This window comes from Streptococcus sp. HMSC064D12 (assembly GCF_001837205.1).
Classification (GTDB): Bacteria; Bacillota; Bacilli; order Lactobacillales; family Streptococcaceae; genus Streptococcus; species Streptococcus salivarius_D.
In genome coordinates this window covers 47,702-65,431 of record NZ_KV831751.1, presented here as the reverse complement: position 1 = coordinate 65,431, position 17,730 = coordinate 47,702, and the positions used below count along the sequence as shown (strand labels likewise).

Below are 17,730 nucleotides of genomic sequence, written 5' to 3'. Positions count from 1 at the left end.
TTTTTTATATAAACAAGAAAAACCATAGGACTTCCACTTAAGACTGTCCTATGGTTTCTTTTATTTTTCTGTATTGAGTAACCTGCCTAGGAATCGTTGTAGGGCGAAGAAAACGATGAGGCTGGCTAATGTTTCTCCAAGGAAGGATGAGCTATTGACGATAAATGAATAGAGATAAGGGCTTTGTCCTTTAGGGGCATAGCTTCCCCAAAAGATGACACCGGCTATAAAGTGAATGAGGTAACGAGCAAAGCTACCAAGCAGAATCCCCTCAGTAATCACCATCAGAGACTTGATATTATTGCCTTGTTTAATGGCTTTATCAAGGGCTGGTTTGACCACACCACTGATACCAATCAGACTAAAGGCGACAAAATACTCCAGAAAGCCTTGTGTTAAGGTTAGCCAACCACCGGCTGCCTGTCCTGTCACCACTTGAAGTAGCCCCCAGATCAGACCGCCCATAGCACCAGCTTTTAATCCCCAGCGAAAACTGAGGAGAAAGATAGGTACCATCTTAAAGGAAAGGGAAATCCAAGGGCCTAGTGACATGGGCTGGGTAACTAGGTCCAGGATATAAGCAATGGTTGCAAAAAGGGCAACCTCAATCATTGGTCGAATATTTGTTTTCGACATAAAAAAACCTCCTATACCAATCGTCTTGATTGGCTGTTTTTTGCCACATCAAAACGACGTCATAGAAGTTCCTCTATTTCAATCTATTTTGAGACACATCCCTACGCAGGTCCTAACCTGATCAGGTGGTAAGAGTTTAGGCAAGCCTTGAAGAAAAAATCAAGCTAGCCATTCTCAGCAATTGCTCCTCTTGTGACTCCTTAATTGTACTACTAGAAACCCATTTCTGCAAGTGTCTGAAATCCTAAAATTGTGGTATAGTTAAAGCAAGGATTATCTTTACAATAAAAAAGGAGAAACAACTATGGGACTTTTTTCAGGACTGCTTGGTAACGCATCTAAAAAAGATAATGATAAAGTTGAGCGCCAATTGGAGGGCATCTTAATTCCAGGTGAACAGGTGGAGTTAGCCTATGTCCTTATTCGTGACTTGATTGTCTTTACAGAGAAGCGCTTGATTTTAGTCGATAAGCAAGGTGTTACAGGGAAGAAGACTTCCTACAAGTCTATCCCTTATCACTCGATTTCTCGTTTTACTGTAGAAAGTTCAGGGCACTTTGACCTAGATGCTGAACTTAAGATTTGGATTTCATCAGCATTGGAGCCCGCAGAGGTCCTTCAATTTAAGAGTGATAATAATGTCTTTGAAATTCAACAAGCTTTGGCAGCAGCAGTGCTAAAGTAATGAGGAAGAAAAATGTTTATTGAAAAAGAACTGGGTTATAAGCGTCACTGGATTAATATTGACTCAGATATTATTTCTGAGCAATCCTACCTTTATACCAAGTATGATATTGACCAGGAAACCATAGAGTATGCCTTGGATAAAAATGAACGAGCTCACATGGACTACAACCGTGAGAATGGAACAATCACCTTTATCTATAATGTCCTAGCTCTTGAGAAGGACAAGGAATACTATGAAACCATTCCTCTGACCTTTATTGTACAAGATACACGTTTGGTGACCATTAGTAACGAGGATAATGCTTATGTGATCAGCAAAATGCAAGACTATGTGGATAACCATGAGGATTTGTCCATTTATAAATTGCTCTTTGCAGGACTTGAGATGATTTCAAATGCCTACTATCCCGTCATTGAACGTTTGGATCAGCAAAAAGATGAGGTTAGTCGACGTCTAAGGCAGACTACGACAAGTAAGAATCTTTACGACCTTTCAGATTTGGAAACAGGCATGGTCTATTTGGTAGCTGCCGCTACACAAAACCGTCTCCTTTTGGAGCACATCAAGGGGCACGCCATTTATCGTCGTCTCAACGAGGTTGAAAAAGAACAGTTTGATGATGCCATGATTGAAGCCAGACAGTTAGTAGCCATGACGGACCTCATTTCTAAGGTCTTACAGCAACTGTCAGGTTCTTATAATAATATCCTAAACAATAACCTGAACAACAACTTGAGTAATTTGACCATTATTGAGGTACTCTTGGGAGTGCTCGCCGTCATTACCGGTTTCTTTGGGATGAATGTTCCTTTACCGTTTATGACGGTTAGTCCAGCCTGGATTTTCATCATTATCGGTAGTGTGATTCTTTGTTTGGTCTTGGCCCGCTACCTGCGTTGGTTGGTCCATAAATAATAATTAGTGAGTGAAACCGTCTTCTCAAATTGAAGGCGGTTTTAAAACGTTATTTCCTGTCTTTTTATTTCTAAATATGATAGACTAGATGAGTTGTTAAAATAAACGACTATTAAATACAGGTAGTTAATCTACTACACAACCAAGTCTCATAAGGTGGCTTCGCACCGCCTTCAAATAGAAAGAAGAATACTTTGAAATTTACAGATTTAAACCTATCAGAAGACATCCAATCAGCTGTTGTAGCTGCCGGTTTTGAAAAACCATCACCTATCCAAGAGTTGACAATTCCACTCGCTCTTGAAGGTAAGGATGTTATCGGTCAGGCCCAAACTGGTACTGGTAAAACAGCTGCCTTTGGTTTGCCTACCCTAGATAAAATTCGTACAGAAGAAAATACAATCCAAGCCCTTGTTATTGCCCCAACACGTGAGTTGGCAGTGCAATCTCAAGAAGAGCTTTTCCGTTTTGGTCGTGACAAAGGCGTTAAAGTTCGCTCAGTCTACGGTGGTTCTAGCATTGAAAAACAAATCAAGGCCCTTCGTTCAGGTGCCCACATCGTTGTAGGGACACCAGGTCGTCTCCTTGACCTTATCAAACGTAAGGCTCTTAAACTCAATAACATCGAGACTTTGATTTTGGATGAAGCTGATGAAATGCTTAACATGGGCTTCCTTGAAGACATTGAAGCTATCATTAGCCGAGTACCAGAAGAACGTCAAACTCTCCTTTTCTCAGCAACTATGCCTGATGCCATCAAACGTATTGGTGTGCAGTTCATGAAAGACCCTGAGCATGTGAAAATCAAGGCTAAAGAATTGACCAATGTTAACGTTGACCAATACTTTATCCGAGTGAAGGAACAAGAGAAGTTTGATACCATGACTCGCCTTATGGATGTTGACCAACCAGAATTGTCAATTGTCTTTGGTCGTACCAAACGTCGTGTGGACGAGTTGACACGTGGCTTGAAACTTCGTGGTTTCCGTGCAGAGGGTATCCACGGTGACCTTGACCAAAACAAACGTCTTCGTGTTATCCGTGACTTCAAGAACGACCAAATCGATATCTTGGTTGCGACAGACGTTGCAGCGCGTGGTCTTGACATTTCAGGTGTCACTCACGTCTACAACTACGATATTCCACAAGATCCAGAAAGCTACGTTCACCGTATTGGACGTACAGGACGTGCAGGCCAATCAGGTCAATCTATTACTTTCGTAGCACCAAACGAAATGGGTTACTTGGGAATCATCGAAAACTTGACCAAGAAACGCATGAAAGGTCTTAAGCCACCAACAGCTCAAGAAGCCTTCCAAGCTAAGAAGAAAGTTGCCCTTAAGAAGATCGAACGCGACTTTGCGGATGAAGCTATCCGTTCTAACTTTGACAAGTTCAAGGGTGATGCGGTAAAATTGGCTCAAGAATTCACTCCTGAAGAATTGGCACTTTACATCTTGAGCTTGACCGTTCAAGACCCAGAGACAATGCCAGAAGTGGAAATTGCCCGTGAAAAACCATTGCCATTCAAACCATCAGGTGGTGGCTTTGGTGGTAAAGGCGGCAAAGGTGGCCGTGGCAACCGTGGTCGCGATAACAACCGTCGTGGTGGATACCGTGGCGACCGTAACCGCGATGACCGAGATGGTGGCCGTCGTGACTTCAAACGCAAGTCTAAGAAGAATAGCCGTGACTTCGAAAACCGTGGCAATAAACGCCCACACCGTACCTCAAGCGAAAAGAAAAACGGCTTTGTTATCCGTAACAAGGGTGATAAATAAACAATGAAAACGCTCTATGAAAATAGAGCGTTTTCCAATATCAAAGAACACACGGTTATTTTTCCGTGTGTTCTTTGATATAAGCCAGTTTTTTCTCTCGACTTTTTTTCTTAAAGAGTGCTTCGGCGCTCATGGCTTCAGGCTTGCTGTCAAAGAATTCTGAATAGAGGAGTTTAACTGGTAGGCGGGCTCTGGTATACTTGGCGCCTTTGCCTGCGTTATGGGTTTTGAGGCGGCGTTCGACGTCTGTGGTATAGCCTGTATAGAGGGTGCCATCGGCACACTCAACCACATACATGTAGGCCTTGTTATCCTTTTCTGTCATCGTCTAGGACTCACCCTCAGTCTTTTTTCCAAAGTAAATCTCAAAGATTTCGTCGGTATAGTCGCCATTTTTCTTATGCACAAAGAGAGGCGGAAGGATTTTCAAGCCATCTGTCGAGCCGTCTTTAATAGCTTCAATCAGGAGCATATTTGCCTCACGTCCCATCTTAGGATAGATGAACTGGATGCGTTTAGGTGCTAGATTATATTGGCGCATGGTGTCGATGATATCCAAAAATCGGTCAGGGCGATGCACCATGGCAATGCGTCCATTAGATTTGAGGGCATGACGTGCGACCTGGCAAATTTCCTCTAGATTGGTCGTGATTTCGTGACGGGCCAAGAGGTAGTGCTCGGACAGATTCTTCTTGGACGTTTCTGTCGCCTTAAAGTAGGGAGGGTTACAGAGAATAAGGTCTACCTGAGATCGTGGGGCATGGTCAAGCAAATTTTTTAGGTCGTCATTGACAACGGTCACCTGGTCCTCTAGCTGGTTGAGAGTGACGGAACGCTTGGCCATGTCAGCCAGACGTTCTTGTAGCTCAACCAAGGTAATTGGTGCCTCAGTACGTGTACTAGCAAAGAGGCCAACGGCACCATTTCCCGAACAGAGGTCGACGATTAACCCCTTCTTGGGAATTTTTGGAAATCGAGAGAGGAGGACACTGTCGATAGAATAGCTGAAGACCTCCTTATTTTGAATGATTTTTACATCTGTGGAGAAGAGTTGGTCAATGCGTTCTCCATCTTTTAAAATTGGATTTGTCATAGCTTTTATTGTAACAAAAAACAGCTCCCAAAGGAACTGTTGTGAGTGATTACTCTAGGACACCAAAGGTGTAGCCTTGGTCTTTGAAGTATTCGATGATTTGTGGAAGGGTCTGAACTGTGAGCTCCTTACCAGCAGTGTCGTGCATAAGCACAACCTTAACATGACTCTCAGGGAAATATTTTTGTGAACCATCCAAGTAGGCCATCATGCTTTCAGATGTCGTTGGGCGAACAGAGGCTGGTTCTGCATCACCACAAAGCATGTTCCAATCAATCCACTGGACACCTTCCTTGGCAAGAGCTTGGTCAGTACTTTCTAGACCTTGCCATGACATATGACCACCAGGATAACGGAAAATTCTTGTCTTGAAGTCTTTACCTAGGATGGCTTGGAAATTAGCCATGGTTTGGTTAACCTCAGAAACAATCTGACTTTGATTAGGAACACGTCCTGGATAAAGGAGATTAAAGTTATGGCTGAGGCTATGGTTGGCAATCGCGTGTCCTTCTGTAATTTGGCGTTTGAGGATGTCCGCATTTTCTTGTGTAATGGTGTAACCAATGTGGAAGAATGTAGCATGAACACCATATTCTTTCAAAATATCCATGACTTGTGGTGTCAATGTAGGATCAATCCCATCGTCAAATGTTAAAAAGACTACCTTGTCGTCGATATCCTGAGATTCGCCTCGAATAGTGTTATTAACAGCAGTAACATCGTAAGCATAGTCAGAAGCTGCAATGCTGTGGTTACTACCTTTCTTGAGTTGTGTTTTATCTTCTTCCTTAGCTTTTTCTGAAGCTGAACTTGTGCTATTAGCGACTTGTTCAGTCTTTTCAACCTTGGCTACTTGTTCAGATTTCGTGTTATGGCGTTGGAATAGGACAAAGCCTAGGATAGCCAAAACAGCCAAGTTTGCAATAATGAGGCAAATATTAAGTGCCTTTCGATTTTCCCCTGTAATCTTAATACTTTTTATCATAGCTACATTATAGCTCAAACTATTAGAAAGTGCCACACCATTTTCAAGACTTTTGCAAAGAAATTCGATGAAAAAAGAGCTCCTTTTTTGGTATAATAGTAAAAAACTTGTAGAAAAAGAGGTAAAAACGTGTTTTACGCTTATTTACGTGGGCTTGTTGTCTTCCTTCTTTGGATTATCAATGGCAATGCCCATTACCACAATCGCAATAAATTATTGGACAAGGATGAAAACTATATCTTGGTTGCTCCGCACCGAACTTGGTGGGACCCTGTTTATATGGCCTTTTCAGCCCGTCCTAAGCAGTTTATTTTCATGGCTAAGAAAGAACTCTTTAAGAGCCGTATCTTTGGTTGGTGGATCCGCATGTGTGGCGCCTTTCCAATTGACCGTGAAAATCCTGGTCAAGAAGCTATCAAGTACCCTGTTAACATGCTTAAGAAGAGTAATCGTAGTTTGATTATGTTTCCAAGTGGTAGCCGTCATTCTTCTGATGTTAAGGGTGGGGTTGCGGTTATCGCTAAAATGGCCAAGGTTAAGATTATGCCAGTTGTCTATCAAGGCCCTCGTGAGCTCAAGGGTCTCTTAACGGGTGAACGTGTGGATATGAACTATGGTAATCCTATTGATATTTCAGATTTGAAGCGTTTGAATGACGAAAATATTCAAGAGGTTGCTCGTCGTATCCAGTCTGAATTTGATCGTCTTGATGAAGAAGCTTTGAGCTATCAAACAGGCAAAAAACCAAACCCATTGACTTATATTTACCGTGTACCTCTCGGTCTTGTGGCTATCATTGCAGTGCTTTTGACCATGGCTTTCTCATATGTAGCTAGCTTTGTTTGGAACCCTGAAAAACACCGTGCCAAAGAAACGCAGAAATAAGCTAATAACTCTATCAGATATAGATCTGATGGAGTTTTTTACTTTTTGATATATTTTTCAAATTTTTTACGAATAAGAAAGAAAATATATCAATTAAGGAGAATAGCGTGAAGGAAAAGATTCTAGCCTATGTCAAAGATAATTGTCTGTTTGTGAGTGTTATTGCTGTACTGATGGTGATTTTTTGCTTCTTCCTATGGATGACTTACTGTGCCGGCAACAGCATGGAGGCGGAGACGTCTTATACAGATGTGACAGCTTTGTCAACCTCCTCCTCCTCCAAACAAAGCTCACAGTCTCTTTCTGAGGCGTCTTCCCAGTCAAAGACTGAAGGAAGTGAAAAGGATGAGTCAAAAGTAACGGTAGATGTTAAGGGGGCTGTGGCTAATCCGGGTGTTTATACCTTAAAAGCAAGCGCTAGGGTGACTGATGCCATCAAAGCCGCTGGGGGAATGACTGAGGATGCGGATGCTAAGAGTGTTAACTTAGCTGCAAGCTTGTCAGACGAAGAGGTTGTCTATGTGGCAACTAAGGATGAAAACCTCTCTGTTCTTGGTCAATCAGGAACTGGTCAGGTCTCTGATAAAGGAGGGCAAACTAGTGCTAAGGATGGCAAAATTAACTTAAATACAGCGACCTCAGAGGAGTTGCAAACCATTTCTGGGATTGGAGCTAAGCGTGCTGAGGATATCATTGCCTATCGTGAAAGTCATGGTGGCTTTCAATCCATAGATGACTTGAAAAATGTCTCAGGAATTGGTGAAAAAACTTTAGATAAAATCAGAGAGTCCCTCTATGTGGCTTAAAAAGGCTCCAATCAATCTTTTTTCCTTGGCTCTGTTAATAGCTGCTCTTTATTTTACGGTTTTTGTCACTAATGTTTATGCTATTGGGACTTTTGTCTTTCTTATGGTCTGTTTTTTGAAACATCATTGGAAGAATAAGGCTGCCCTAAAGTTGGTGGGAATTGTAGGTAGTTTCTTTTTGGTCTACTTTTTATTCTTACACCACAAAGCTACCATACAAGATAAACAAGCTCCTGCTGAAATCAATCAGGTGACTCTGGTTGCTGATACGTTATCGGTTAATGGTGAGCAATTATCAGCTATCGGAAAGGCAAAGGGACAAACTTATCAGGTCTTTTACCGACTCAAATCTGAGAAGGAGCAGCATTTTTTTAAGACTACTAGCCAAACGCTGGTATTAAAGGGGAAAATAAAGTTATCCCCAGCAACTGGTCAACGTAATTTTCAAGGGTTCAATTATCAGTCTTATCTAGCCAGCCAAGGTATTTATCGAATGGCTCAGATTGAGCGCTTGGATTATGTGGTGTCTCAAAAATCTCTATCTCCCTTAGCTTTTTTCCATCAATTGAGGAGAAGGGCTTTGGTTCATATCCAGACACATTTTCCTAGTCCTATGAGACACTATATGACAGGCCTACTCTTTGGGTATTTGGATAAGGAGTTCGATGAGCAGAGTCAGCTTTACACAAGCCTAGGTATTATTCATCTATTCGCACTTTCGGGGATGCAAGTGGGCTTTTTTCTGGGATGGTTTCGCTATGGACTCCTACGCTTGGGCCTTCCTAAAGATTATCTATTTATTATCTTGCTACCTTTTTCCTTATGCTATGGCTTAATGACAGGTTGGACAGCTTCAGTCCTACGTTCCCTGATTCAAAGTTTGTTGGCGGAGTTTGGTATTAAAAAACTGGATAATATGGGAATAACCTTACTTCTATTGTTTCTCTTTTTACCTCATTTTCTTTTAACAGTGGGAGGTGTTTTAAGTTGTTCCTATGCTTTTTTGTTGTGTTTGTTTGATTTTGAGGAGATGTCATCTCTTAAAAAGTCAATCTGTATGAGCTTGGTATTGAGTCTTGGGATTTTGCCTTTTCTAACTTACTATTATGGGACCTTTCAACCGGTGAGTTTAATTCTGACGGCGATATTTTCCATAGTCTTTGATAACTTTCTCTTGCCTGTCTTGACGGTCTTCTTTGCCCTTTCAGGACTGGTAATCTTTTCTCAAATCAACCCACTTTTTGAATGGATGGAGACCTTTTTGACTTGGATACAATCTTGGATAGGCCAGCCATTAATTTTAGGGAAACCTAGTTTGTTACAGTTTAGCTTGATGATAGCTGTATTGGTTATGCTCTTTGATTTTTGGAAAAAGCCTCAGTTTAGGATTTGCCTTTTGATGATTTTTGGTCTTTTGATGGTCTGGGTCAAACATCCTTTAACCAATGAGGTGACTATGGTTGACGTTGGTCAGGGAGATAGTATTTTTCTGAGGAGTATGAAAGGCGATACCATCCTAATTGATGTGGGTGGCAAGGTGACTTTCGGTTCAAAGGAAAAATGGCAGGAGGGGAGCCAGACGAGCAATGCAGAGAAAACCTTGATTCCCTATCTACAGGCTAGAGGAGTGTCTCAAATTGATCACCTGGTCCTGACGCATACGGACACAGACCATATTGGTGATTTGGAAGAAGTGGCCAAGAGGTTTAAGATTAAGGAAATCTGTGTCAGTCAGGGGGCTTTGACTAAACCTAGTTTTGTTAAAAGACTTCGGACCTTAAAACGACCAGTTCACACTCTAAAGGCTGGCGACAAATTACCCATGATGGGAAGTAAGCTACAGGTTCTTTATCCCAATAAAATTGGTGATGGTGGTAACAACGATTCGATAGTTCTTTACGGAAAACTATTAGGAAGCAGTTTTTTGTTTACTGGTGATTTGGAAAAAGAAGGAGAGGAGGAGCTGATGGCCAGCTATCCAACTTTAAGGGCAAGCGTCCTCAAAGCTGGACACCACGGTTCAAAAGGCTCATCGTCTGAAGCTTTTTTGGATCAGTTGCACCCCTCCCTTGCACTTGTTTCAGCTGGTGAGAACAATCGTTATAAACATCCAAATGATGAAACATTAGAACGTTTTAAGCAACGTCACATTAAGGTTTTACGAACAGATAAAGACGGAGCCATACGTTTTAAGGGTTGGTTTAAATGGTCAAGTGAAACTGTCCGATAATTGTTAGAGTTCTTAATTTGTCATGCACCTCAATCTATGGTAGAATGTAAAGGCTAATATTCCAGTATAAGAAAGATTGAACAGTATGCGTAAAATTATCATCAATGGTGGTAAGAAACTTCAGGGAGAAGTTACAGTATCAGGGGCTAAAAATTCAGTTGTTGCATTGATTCCAGCTATTATTTTATCTGATGGAGTGGTTACTCTTGACGGGGTACCAGCAATCAGCGACGTCGATAACCTCATTGAAATTATAGAAGTAATGGGTGGTTCTGTTAAGCGTGATGGCGAAACACTTGAAATTGATCCACGAGGCGTTAAGGATATGCCAATGCCATTTGGTAAGATTAACAGCCTTCGTGCTTCTTACTATTTCTACGGTAGCTTGCTTGGACGTTACGGACAGGCAACAGTAGGTTTGCCAGGTGGCTGTGATTTGGGACCACGTCCTATTGACCTTCACCTTAAGGCGTTTGAAGCGATGGGTGCTAGCATTTCCTATGAAGCGGAGTCTATGCGTATTGCGACTGATGCTGGTCAATGCATTAAGGGTGCTCATATTTACATGGATACGGTCAGTGTTGGAGCGACTATCAATACCATGTTGGCAGCAGCTAAGGCTGAGGGTCGTACGGTTATTGAAAATGCGGCGCGTGAACCTGAGATTATTGATGTAGCAACTCTTCTTAACAATATGGGCGCACGTGTACGTGGCGCTGGTACAGAGGTTATCACGATTGACGGTGTAGAGAGCTTACATGGCACTCGTCACCAAGTTATTCCAGACCGTATTGAAGCGGGTTCTTACATTGCTATGGCCGCGGCTATCGGTAAGGGAGTTAAGGTTAAAAATGTTCTTTATGAACACCTTGAAAGTTTTATTGCTAAACTTGAAGCAATGGGTGTTCGTATGACAGTTGAAGAAGATGCCATCTTTGTGGAAGAGCAAGGTGATCTAAAACCTGTTGACATTAAGACGTCGCCTTATCCAGGTTTTGCAACAGATTTACAACAACCGATGACACCGTTGTTATTGAAAGCAATTGGTCGAGGAAAAATCATAGATACAATTTATGAAAAACGTGTGAACCACGTTCCTGAATTGGCTCGTATGGGAGCTGATATTCAAGTACTCGGTGGACAGATTGTTTATAACGGTCCAACGCAACTCTCAGGTGTACCAGTAAAAGCTAGTGATTTACGTGCGGGTGCGGCGCTTGTTACGGCAGGTCTTATGGCAGAAGGTCAAACTGAAATTACCAATATTGAGTTTATCCTTCGCGGGTATTCAAATATCATTGAGAAACTTTCTGACCTTGGTGCAGATATTCGTTTGATTGAAGATTAAGTCTAAGGTTCAACCCCTAGTGGTTGAGCCTTTTTCCATTTCTAAAACTGTGTTATAATACTATCATGGATATTTGGACTAGTCTGGGTGCTTTTGCCTTTTTTGAGTCGGAGCGCCTTTCTTTTAGACCACTCATCTTTTTGGATCGTTTTGATTTACACGAAATTGTATCAAATCCTCAGAATCTACAATTTTTCTTTCCTGCCACTCAAACACAGCATGAAACGGATTGCCTTTTGGTCCATTATTTCATGAAGGAGCCTCTAGGTGTATGGGCCATTGTAGATAAAGAGTTAGATAAGATGATTGGCGTCGTTCGTTTTGAGAAGATTGATGTCCAGAAACGGACTGCAGAGCTTGGCTATTTTCTGAATGCCTCTTACTGGGGTAGAGGTCTAATGACTGAGGCGGTTACCTGTCTGTCAGATTTGGCTTTGACAGCTATGGGAATGGATCGTATTATCCTTATTGCACATTTGGAAAATAAGGCATCGATTCGTGTAGCGGAAAAATCTGGCTTTAAACTTGTGTCTCGCTTTAAGGGAGCAGACCGATACACTCGTACCATGCGTGATTATCTCCGCTTTGAGAAGGAGGAGAACTGTGAGTAAACATCAAGAAATTCTAGATTATCTTGAGGCCTTGCCTATCGGTAAGCGTGTTAGTGTGCGTAGTATTTCGAATCACTTACAGGTTTCTGATGGAACTGCCTATCGAGCAATTAAAGAAGCTGAAAATCGAGGGTTGGTTGAGACACGTCCTCGGAGTGGGACGGTTCGAATTGAAAAGAAAGTCCAAGTTCGTCTTGATAGGCTGACATTTGCGGAGATTGCAGAGATTACAGAGTCTGAGGTTATCTCTGGTCATGAAGGTCTGGAACGTGTCTTCAGTAAGTTCTATATTGGAGCCATGACTATTGAGAATATCACCCGTTATCTAACCAAGGGAGACCTTCTTATTGTTGGGGACCGTGAGGATATTCAATTGCTTGCCCTGGAACACAATAATGCTATTCTAGTGACGGGGGGCTTTCAGGTTTCCGATAGGGTAAAAGAGCTTTCTCGTTTGAAGCAATTTCCGGTCATGGTCACAACATACGATACTTTTACCGTGGCAACTATGATTAACCAGGCGCTTTCGAATGTCCGCATCAAAACAGACATCAAGACTGTAGCTCAAGTCTATACCAGACGAGAAGACTACAACTACATGACTCCAGAAATGACGGTCAGGGATTTTCAGAATTTGGTTAAACGGACCAACTTGGTACGTTTTCCAATCTTATCTGAGTCTGAAAAAGTGATTGGGATTGTGACCATGCGGGATGTGTCTAATCAGCAACCGACGACCATGCTTAAGGCAATCATGACCAAGCCGACGGTGACACGACTTGAGACTAGTCTGGCAACTGTTGCCCAAAAGATGATTTTTGAAGACTTTGATATCATTCCTGTTGTGGACGAAGAAAAACACTATCTAGGTGTTATCACCCGTCGTCAGGTTTTGGAAGAACTTCAGGACAATAATCGTGGCAACTTGCACACTTTCAGCGATCAAATGATAGCTAACCTGAACCAGGACAAGCATGCTTTCAGTTTTGAGGTGGAGCCCACTATGATTGACAATTCTGGGAACCTCACTCAGGGTGTTCTTGCAGAGATGGTTAAAGAGGTTGTCTATCGTATCATGGAAAAGCAGGAGCAAAATGGTCTTGTGATTGAAGAGATGATGTTTTACTTTCTTCAGGCGGCTCAGATTGATGACAAGGTGACGATTACACCAAGTATTATCGCCGAGACCAGACGTAGAGCTCATCTGGATCTTATGGTTACTCATGGGAATCATACCGTCTGCAAATCAGTTGTTGTGGTTAAGAAAACTTAGTAACGAATAAAAAATAAAAGATATAAAGAAAACGGAGAAAACAATGATTACATTAAAATCAGCACGTGAAATTGAAGCAATGGATAGGGCAGGGGATTTTCTTGCTAGTATTCACATTGGTCTACGTGACCTCTTGAAACCAGGAGTGGACATGTGGGAAGTAGAAGAGTATGTACGTCGTCGTTGTAAAGAAGAAAATGTTCTTCCTCTTCAGATTGGTGTTGAGGGAAGTATTATGGATTACCCTTATGCGACATGCTGTGGTCTTAATGACGAAGTGGCACATGCCTTTCCACGTCACCATATTTTAAAAGATGGTGACCTCTTGAAAGTTGATATGGTCTTGTCAGAACCTATCGATAAGTCAGTCCTTGATGTATCAAAATTGGACTTTGACAATGTTGCTCAGGTTAAAAAATACACGGAATCATATTCTGGCGGTTTGGCTGACTCATGTTGGGCTTATGCGATTGGAACGCCATCTGACGAAGTTAAAAAACTTATGGAAGTAACACGTGAGGCTATGTATCTTGGTATTGAACAAGCAGTAGTCGGTAACCGTATCGGTGATATCGGGGCAGCTATCCAAGAATACGCTGAAAGTCGTGGTTACGGTGTTGTTCGTGATTTGGTTGGACACGGAGTTGGGCCAACAATGCACGAAGAGCCAATGGTGCCAAACTATGGGGTGGCTGGACGAGGTCTCCGTCTCAAAGAAGGAATGGTTTTGACTATTGAGCCAATGATTAACACTGGTACTTGGGAAATCGATACGGACCTTGAAACTGGCTGGGCTCACAAAACTCTTGACGGTGGACTTTCTTGTCAATATGAACACCAATTTGTTATTACTAAGGATGGTCCAGTAATTTTGACTTCTCAAGGCGAAGAAAGAACTTACTAATATGAAACGACAAGGCTTAATGGCCCGTCTCCTGGATAAACTCCAGTGGCGCCCTTTGCAGGTTTATCTTAGGCATTATCGTAGTGCAGAGATAGACATTTCAACTATCGCAGTGGCTTACTATCTCATTTTGACGGTTTTTCCGCTCATTGTCATTGCGGCCAATGTCTTTCCCTATTTGAATATTGATACGACTGATCTTTTGAAGTTTATGAATGAGCACCTTCCTAAGCAGTTTTATGCACCTGCAGCAAACGTTGTTCAGGATATCTTCTCGACACCTTCTGGACAGTTATTGGGAGTTGCCTCTTTGACAGGATTCTGGACTATGATTAAGTCCTTGTCTTCCCTTCAAAAGGCGATTAACAAGGTGTATGGTGCTTCAGAACACCGTGATGTCTTTATTAGTCACATTATCGGTGGTTTCATGAGTCTGGTCATTTTGTTCCTGCTCACCTTTGCACTAATGCTGTCCACGATTATTCAGTCGGTCCTTCGAGTTGTCAATCAGACCTATCCTATTGGTTCCAAGATGACCCAGCTTATTCTAAATAGTATTCAACCTCTGAGTATTGCAGTTGTCTTCCTGGGAATGATGGTGCTTTATTTCGTGCTTCCAAATGTGAAGATTCGAAAAATCCGCTATGTTATGCCAGGAACAATATTTACGACTTTAGTGATTGGTTATTTAAGCAACTTGTTTGGAACCTATGTGATTCGTACCTTGAGTCGATTGGTTGACATCAAGTTATTTGGATCCATTATGATTTTCGTCTTCATGCTTTGGTTCATCTTTTTGGCCAGGATTTTGATTTTGGGTGCTGTCTTTAATGCGACCTATCAAGAGCTTAGACAAGGTGAACTGAAAAGTAGAAGAGGAGATGTGATTACTATTATTCAGAGTTTTTCTGGAGATGGTAGTGACAGCAAAAAACACAAAAAACATGAGGATGATTCCTAGATGATAAAAAGAGCTTGGTGAGATCCAGGCTCTTTTGACGGGATTATTGATTTTTCGTAGCTAATAAAAACATTGATTATGGAGGAAAAATGAAAAAACAAACTGTTCGTGATTTAACACATATTGCTATTGTGGCAGCCCTTTATGTGGTCTTGACTGTTGTGCCACCTTTTAACTTAATTTCCTATGGTCCCTACCAGTTCCGAATTGCAGAAATGTTCAATCTTTTAGGATTTTATAATCGCAAGTATATCATTGCCGTTACTTTGGGTTGTGTGATTGCCAATTTCTTTAGCTTTAACATGATTGATGTGGTTGTTGGAAGCCTATCAACATTGGTCTTTGTCGGTTCAGGTGTTTATTTCTTTGACCGTTTTAAAAACCAAGACATTTTGGGTGGCCTTTTTGACAAGGCTCATGTTTTCTTTGCCTTTTACTTTTCATTCTTCATGGTGACGATTGCGGCTGAGTTGACTCTAGTTACTCAAGCACCATTTTGGGCAACTTGGTTCACTGTTGCTATGGGAGAATTGGCCTCTCTCTTGGTTGGTGCAATTCTTATTAAGAAATTGGCCAAAGTCATTGATTTTGTTTCCTAAATTAACGTCTGTAAAGGCGTTTTTTTCTGCTTTTATGTTAAAATGTTCCTATGGAAAAACGAATGAAAGAGCTGGTTGCTAAACTTAACCAGTATGCAAAAGAGTATTATACGGAAGATAATCCATCGGTGTCAGATGCAGACTATGATAAGCTCTATCGAGAGCTTGTAGCTTTGGAGGCTGAGCACCCTGAATATGTTCAAGCAGATAGTCCTACGCATCGTGTGGGAGGTCTGGTCCTTGATGGTTTTGAAAAATATCAACATGAGTATCCGCTTTATAGTTTGCAGGATGCTTTTTCACGAGAAGAACTGGATGCCTTTGATCAGAGAGTGAAGGCCGAATTTCCTAATGCTGATTATATGGCTGAACTCAAAATTGATGGTCTCTCTATCTCGCTAACCTATGTGGATGGTGTTCTCCAGGTAGGTGCGACACGTGGTGATGGTTCTATCGGTGAAAATATCACTGAAAATGTCAAGCGTATCTCAGATATTCCTCTCAAGTTGGACCAACCGCTTAATATTACCGTTCGTGGGGAGTGTTACCTGCCACGGGCTGAGTTTGAACGCATCAACATCCAGCGTCAGGAGAACGGTGAAGCCGAATTTGCCAATCCACGTAATGCAGCAGCCGGAACCCTTCGCCAGTTGGATACTAAAGTGGTTGCAGAGCGTCGTTTGGCGACTTTCCTTTATCAGGAAGCGAGTCCAACGGAGCGTCTCACACAAAATGATGTCTTGAATGAAGTGGCAGAACTAGGTTTCTCTGTTAATCCACGACGTATTGTCACATCATCGATGGATGAGATTTGGGACTTTATTCAAGCTGTTGGACAGGATCGTGATGACTTGGCCTATGACATTGATGGTGTTGTTATCAAAGTCAATAGTTTGGCTATGCAAGAAGAGCTAGGTTTTACAGTTAAGGCACCACGTTGGGCCATTGCCTATAAATTCCCAGCTGAGGAAAAGGAAGCAGAGCTTCTCTCAGTGGACTGGCAGGTAGGTCGTACGGGTGTAGTAACGCCGACTGCTAATTTAACTCCAGTGCAATTAGCAGGGACAACGGTTAGTCGTGCTACCCTTCATAATGTGGATTATATTGCTGAAAAAGACATTCGTATCGGTGATACCGTTATTGTCTACAAAGCTGGTGATATTATCCCTGCAGTACTTCGTGTAGTGGAAAGTAAGCGTACAACGCAAGAACCAATGGAAGTACCGACGCAATGTCCATCTTGTGGTAGTGGCCTCTTACATTTTGAAGATGAAGTTGCCCTACGTTGTATTAATCCTTCTTGTCCTGCTCAGCTTAAGGAAGGCCTCATCCATTTTGCCTCTCGTGATGCCATGAACATCGCAGGTATGGGACCTTCAGTGGTTGAAAAGCTCTTTAAAGCTGAATTGGTTAAAGATGTGGCTGATATCTATGGTTTGAACAGTCAAGATTTCCTCCAATTGGAAGGTTTCAAGGAAAAGTCTGCTGAAAAACTTTATGCAGCCATTCAAGCCTCAAAAGAAAATTCTGCAGAGAAATTGCTCTATGGCTTGGGCATTCGTCATGTCGGTACCAAAGTTAGTAAGCAGTTGCTAGAAGCTTTTGGCAGTATAAAAGAGTTAGCAAGTGCAGATGTCGAGGCAATTGCTGCTGTAGATGGTTTAGGAGGGGTTATCGCCAAATCCATCCAGCGCTATTTTGCCAAGGAAGAAGCTCAAGTTCTTATGAAAGAACTGGAGACTTATGGAGTTAATTTGTCCTACCTTGGGCAAAAGGTAGCAGATGATGCCATCCTATCTGGTAAGACAGTTGTTTTGACAGGAAAATTGGAGCATCTTAAACGTAGTGAAGCAAAGGCAAAATTAGAAGCTCTGGGTGCTAAGGTGACAGGTTCTGTCTCTAAGAAAACAGATTTAGTAGTTGCTGGTAGTGATGCCGGAAGTAAGTTGGAAAAAGCACAAAGCCTAGGAATTGACGTAAAAGATGAGGCTTGGTTGCTGGATTTATAGGAGTTC

The 17,730-nt window shown here is 42.0% G+C and carries 17 protein-coding genes and 1 riboswitch; of the genes, 13 read left to right on the top strand and 4 right to left on the bottom strand.

Annotation, left to right across the window (positions count from 1 at the left end):
• Positions 1 to 60: 60 nt before the first annotated feature.
• Positions 61 to 636 (bottom strand): energy-coupled thiamine transporter ThiT, encoded by a 576-nt coding sequence (gene thiT, locus HMPREF2697_RS06490; protein ID WP_070850040.1) that lies wholly within the window; start codon positions 634 to 636, stop codon positions 61 to 63.
• A gap of 81 nt (positions 637 to 717) precedes the next feature.
• A riboswitch (TPP riboswitch) is annotated at positions 718 to 837 on the bottom strand.
• Positions 838 to 940: 103 nt separating this feature from the next.
• On the opposite strand from thiT, the gene HMPREF2697_RS06485 reads away from it, so the two are divergent.
• From HMPREF2697_RS06485 to HMPREF2697_RS06475, 3 genes are all read left to right on the top strand, one after another.
• Positions 941 to 1,321, top strand: a complete 381-nt coding sequence (locus HMPREF2697_RS06485) for a PH domain-containing protein (protein ID WP_004183191.1) — start codon at positions 941 to 943, stop codon at positions 1,319 to 1,321.
• A gap of 12 nt (positions 1,322 to 1,333) precedes the next feature.
• Positions 1,334 to 2,239, top strand: a complete 906-nt coding sequence (locus HMPREF2697_RS06480) for a magnesium transporter CorA family protein (RefSeq protein ID WP_004183190.1) — start codon at positions 1,334 to 1,336, stop codon at positions 2,237 to 2,239.
• 194 nt (positions 2,240 to 2,433) lie between these two features.
• Entirely contained in the window at positions 2,434 to 4,020 is a 1,587-nt protein-coding gene (locus tag HMPREF2697_RS06475) for a degradosome RNA helicase CshA (protein WP_004183188.1), read from the top strand.
• 55 nt (positions 4,021 to 4,075) lie between these two features.
• Here HMPREF2697_RS06475 and HMPREF2697_RS06470 read toward each other — a convergent pair whose 3' ends face one another.
• Genes HMPREF2697_RS06470 through HMPREF2697_RS06460 form a run of 3 tightly spaced genes read right to left on the bottom strand, consistent with a single transcriptional unit; the run spans position 4,076 to position 6,098 of the window.
• A complete protein-coding gene (locus tag HMPREF2697_RS06470; RefSeq protein WP_013991038.1) occupies positions 4,076 to 4,345 on the bottom strand; it encodes a GIY-YIG nuclease family protein in 270 nt (89 codons plus the stop codon).
• Positions 4,346 to 4,348: 3 nt separating this feature from the next.
• Positions 4,349 to 5,113, bottom strand: coding sequence for a tRNA1(Val) (adenine(37)-N6)-methyltransferase (locus HMPREF2697_RS06465; RefSeq protein ID WP_013991037.1), 765 nt, complete (start codon positions 5,111 to 5,113; stop codon positions 4,349 to 4,351).
• A gap of 49 nt (positions 5,114 to 5,162) precedes the next feature.
• Positions 5,163 to 6,098, bottom strand: a complete 936-nt coding sequence (locus HMPREF2697_RS06460) for a polysaccharide deacetylase family protein (RefSeq protein WP_045768797.1) — start codon at positions 6,096 to 6,098, stop codon at positions 5,163 to 5,165.
• Positions 6,099 to 6,227: 129 nt separating this feature from the next.
• Between HMPREF2697_RS06460 and HMPREF2697_RS06455 the strand changes: the two genes are divergently transcribed.
• The 10 genes from HMPREF2697_RS06455 to ligA all read left to right on the top strand — a co-directional run bounded on the left by HMPREF2697_RS06455 (position 6,228) and on the right by ligA (position 17,724).
• Positions 6,228 to 6,983: a lysophospholipid acyltransferase family protein gene (locus tag HMPREF2697_RS06455; protein ID WP_045768783.1), complete on the top strand. Its 756-nt coding sequence runs from the start codon at positions 6,228 to 6,230 to the stop codon at positions 6,981 to 6,983.
• 107 nt (positions 6,984 to 7,090) lie between these two features.
• Positions 7,091 to 7,789 carry a helix-hairpin-helix domain-containing protein gene (locus HMPREF2697_RS06450; RefSeq protein ID WP_013991034.1) on the top strand — a complete coding sequence of 233 codons (699 nt, stop codon included), beginning with the start codon at positions 7,091 to 7,093 and terminating at the stop codon, positions 7,787 to 7,789.
• On the top strand, positions 7,779 to 10,019 hold the full coding sequence (locus tag HMPREF2697_RS06445) for a DNA internalization-related competence protein ComEC/Rec2 (RefSeq protein ID WP_013991033.1): 2,241 nt from the start codon (positions 7,779 to 7,781) through the stop codon (positions 10,017 to 10,019). The genes HMPREF2697_RS06450 and HMPREF2697_RS06445 overlap by 11 nt, the downstream gene beginning before the upstream one ends.
• A gap of 85 nt (positions 10,020 to 10,104) precedes the next feature.
• Positions 10,105 to 11,367: a UDP-N-acetylglucosamine 1-carboxyvinyltransferase gene (locus tag HMPREF2697_RS06440; RefSeq protein WP_070850038.1), complete on the top strand. Its 1,263-nt coding sequence runs from the start codon at positions 10,105 to 10,107 to the stop codon at positions 11,365 to 11,367.
• A 65-nt stretch (positions 11,368 to 11,432) separates the two neighbouring features.
• Positions 11,433 to 11,978, top strand: coding sequence for a GNAT family N-acetyltransferase (locus tag HMPREF2697_RS06435; protein WP_013991031.1), 546 nt, complete (start codon positions 11,433 to 11,435; stop codon positions 11,976 to 11,978).
• Positions 11,971 to 13,251 (top strand): CBS-HotDog domain-containing transcription factor SpxR, encoded by a 1,281-nt coding sequence (spxR, locus tag HMPREF2697_RS06430; protein ID WP_002884454.1) that lies wholly within the window; start codon positions 11,971 to 11,973, stop codon positions 13,249 to 13,251. The genes HMPREF2697_RS06435 and spxR overlap by 8 nt, the downstream gene beginning before the upstream one ends.
• Before the next feature lie 43 nt (positions 13,252 to 13,294).
• Positions 13,295 to 14,155: a methionyl aminopeptidase gene (locus HMPREF2697_RS06425; protein ID WP_070850036.1), complete on the top strand. Its 861-nt coding sequence runs from the start codon at positions 13,295 to 13,297 to the stop codon at positions 14,153 to 14,155.
• Between the two features lies 1 nt (position 14,156).
• Positions 14,157 to 15,116, top strand: a complete 960-nt coding sequence (locus HMPREF2697_RS06420; RefSeq protein WP_045768785.1) for a YihY/virulence factor BrkB family protein — start codon at positions 14,157 to 14,159, stop codon at positions 15,114 to 15,116.
• Between the two features lie 89 nt (positions 15,117 to 15,205).
• Positions 15,206 to 15,715: a QueT transporter family protein gene (locus tag HMPREF2697_RS06415; RefSeq protein ID WP_002891556.1), complete on the top strand. Its 510-nt coding sequence runs from the start codon at positions 15,206 to 15,208 to the stop codon at positions 15,713 to 15,715.
• Between the two features lie 50 nt (positions 15,716 to 15,765).
• Positions 15,766 to 17,724 carry an NAD-dependent DNA ligase LigA gene (ligA, locus tag HMPREF2697_RS06410; RefSeq protein WP_070850034.1) on the top strand — a complete coding sequence of 653 codons (1,959 nt, stop codon included), beginning with the start codon at positions 15,766 to 15,768 and terminating at the stop codon, positions 17,722 to 17,724.
• Positions 17,725 to 17,730: the final 6 nt, after the last annotated feature.

Excerpts from the sequence above, each read along its gene's own strand:
- HMPREF2697_RS06440 (WP_070850038.1), top strand. The coding sequence starts at position 10,105 with ATGCGTAAAATTATCATCAATGGTGGTAAGAAACTTCAGGGAGAAGTT.
- HMPREF2697_RS06415 (WP_002891556.1), top strand. The coding sequence starts at position 15,206 with ATGAAAAAACAAACTGTTCGTGATTTAACACATATTGCTATTGTGGCA.
- ligA (WP_070850034.1), top strand. The coding sequence starts at position 15,766 with ATGGAAAAACGAATGAAAGAGCTGGTTGCTAAACTTAACCAGTATGCA.
- HMPREF2697_RS06480 (WP_004183190.1), top strand. The coding sequence starts at position 1,334 with ATGTTTATTGAAAAAGAACTGGGTTATAAGCGTCACTGGATTAATATT.
- thiT (WP_070850040.1), bottom strand. The coding sequence starts at position 636 with ATGTCGAAAACAAATATTCGACCAATGATTGAGGTTGCCCTTTTTGCA.
- HMPREF2697_RS06470 (WP_013991038.1), bottom strand. The coding sequence starts at position 4,345 with ATGACAGAAAAGGATAACAAGGCCTACATGTATGTGGTTGAGTGTGCC.
- HMPREF2697_RS06425 (WP_070850036.1), top strand. The coding sequence starts at position 13,295 with ATGATTACATTAAAATCAGCACGTGAAATTGAAGCAATGGATAGGGCA.
- HMPREF2697_RS06445 (WP_013991033.1), top strand. The coding sequence starts at position 7,779 with ATGTGGCTTAAAAAGGCTCCAATCAATCTTTTTTCCTTGGCTCTGTTA.
- HMPREF2697_RS06460 (WP_045768797.1), bottom strand. The coding sequence starts at position 6,098 with ATGATAAAAAGTATTAAGATTACAGGGGAAAATCGAAAGGCACTTAAT.
- HMPREF2697_RS06485 (WP_004183191.1), top strand. The coding sequence starts at position 941 with ATGGGACTTTTTTCAGGACTGCTTGGTAACGCATCTAAAAAAGATAAT.
- HMPREF2697_RS06465 (WP_013991037.1), bottom strand. The coding sequence starts at position 5,113 with ATGACAAATCCAATTTTAAAAGATGGAGAACGCATTGACCAACTCTTC.
- HMPREF2697_RS06435 (WP_013991031.1), top strand. The coding sequence starts at position 11,433 with ATGGATATTTGGACTAGTCTGGGTGCTTTTGCCTTTTTTGAGTCGGAG.
- HMPREF2697_RS06420 (WP_045768785.1), top strand. The coding sequence starts at position 14,157 with ATGAAACGACAAGGCTTAATGGCCCGTCTCCTGGATAAACTCCAGTGG.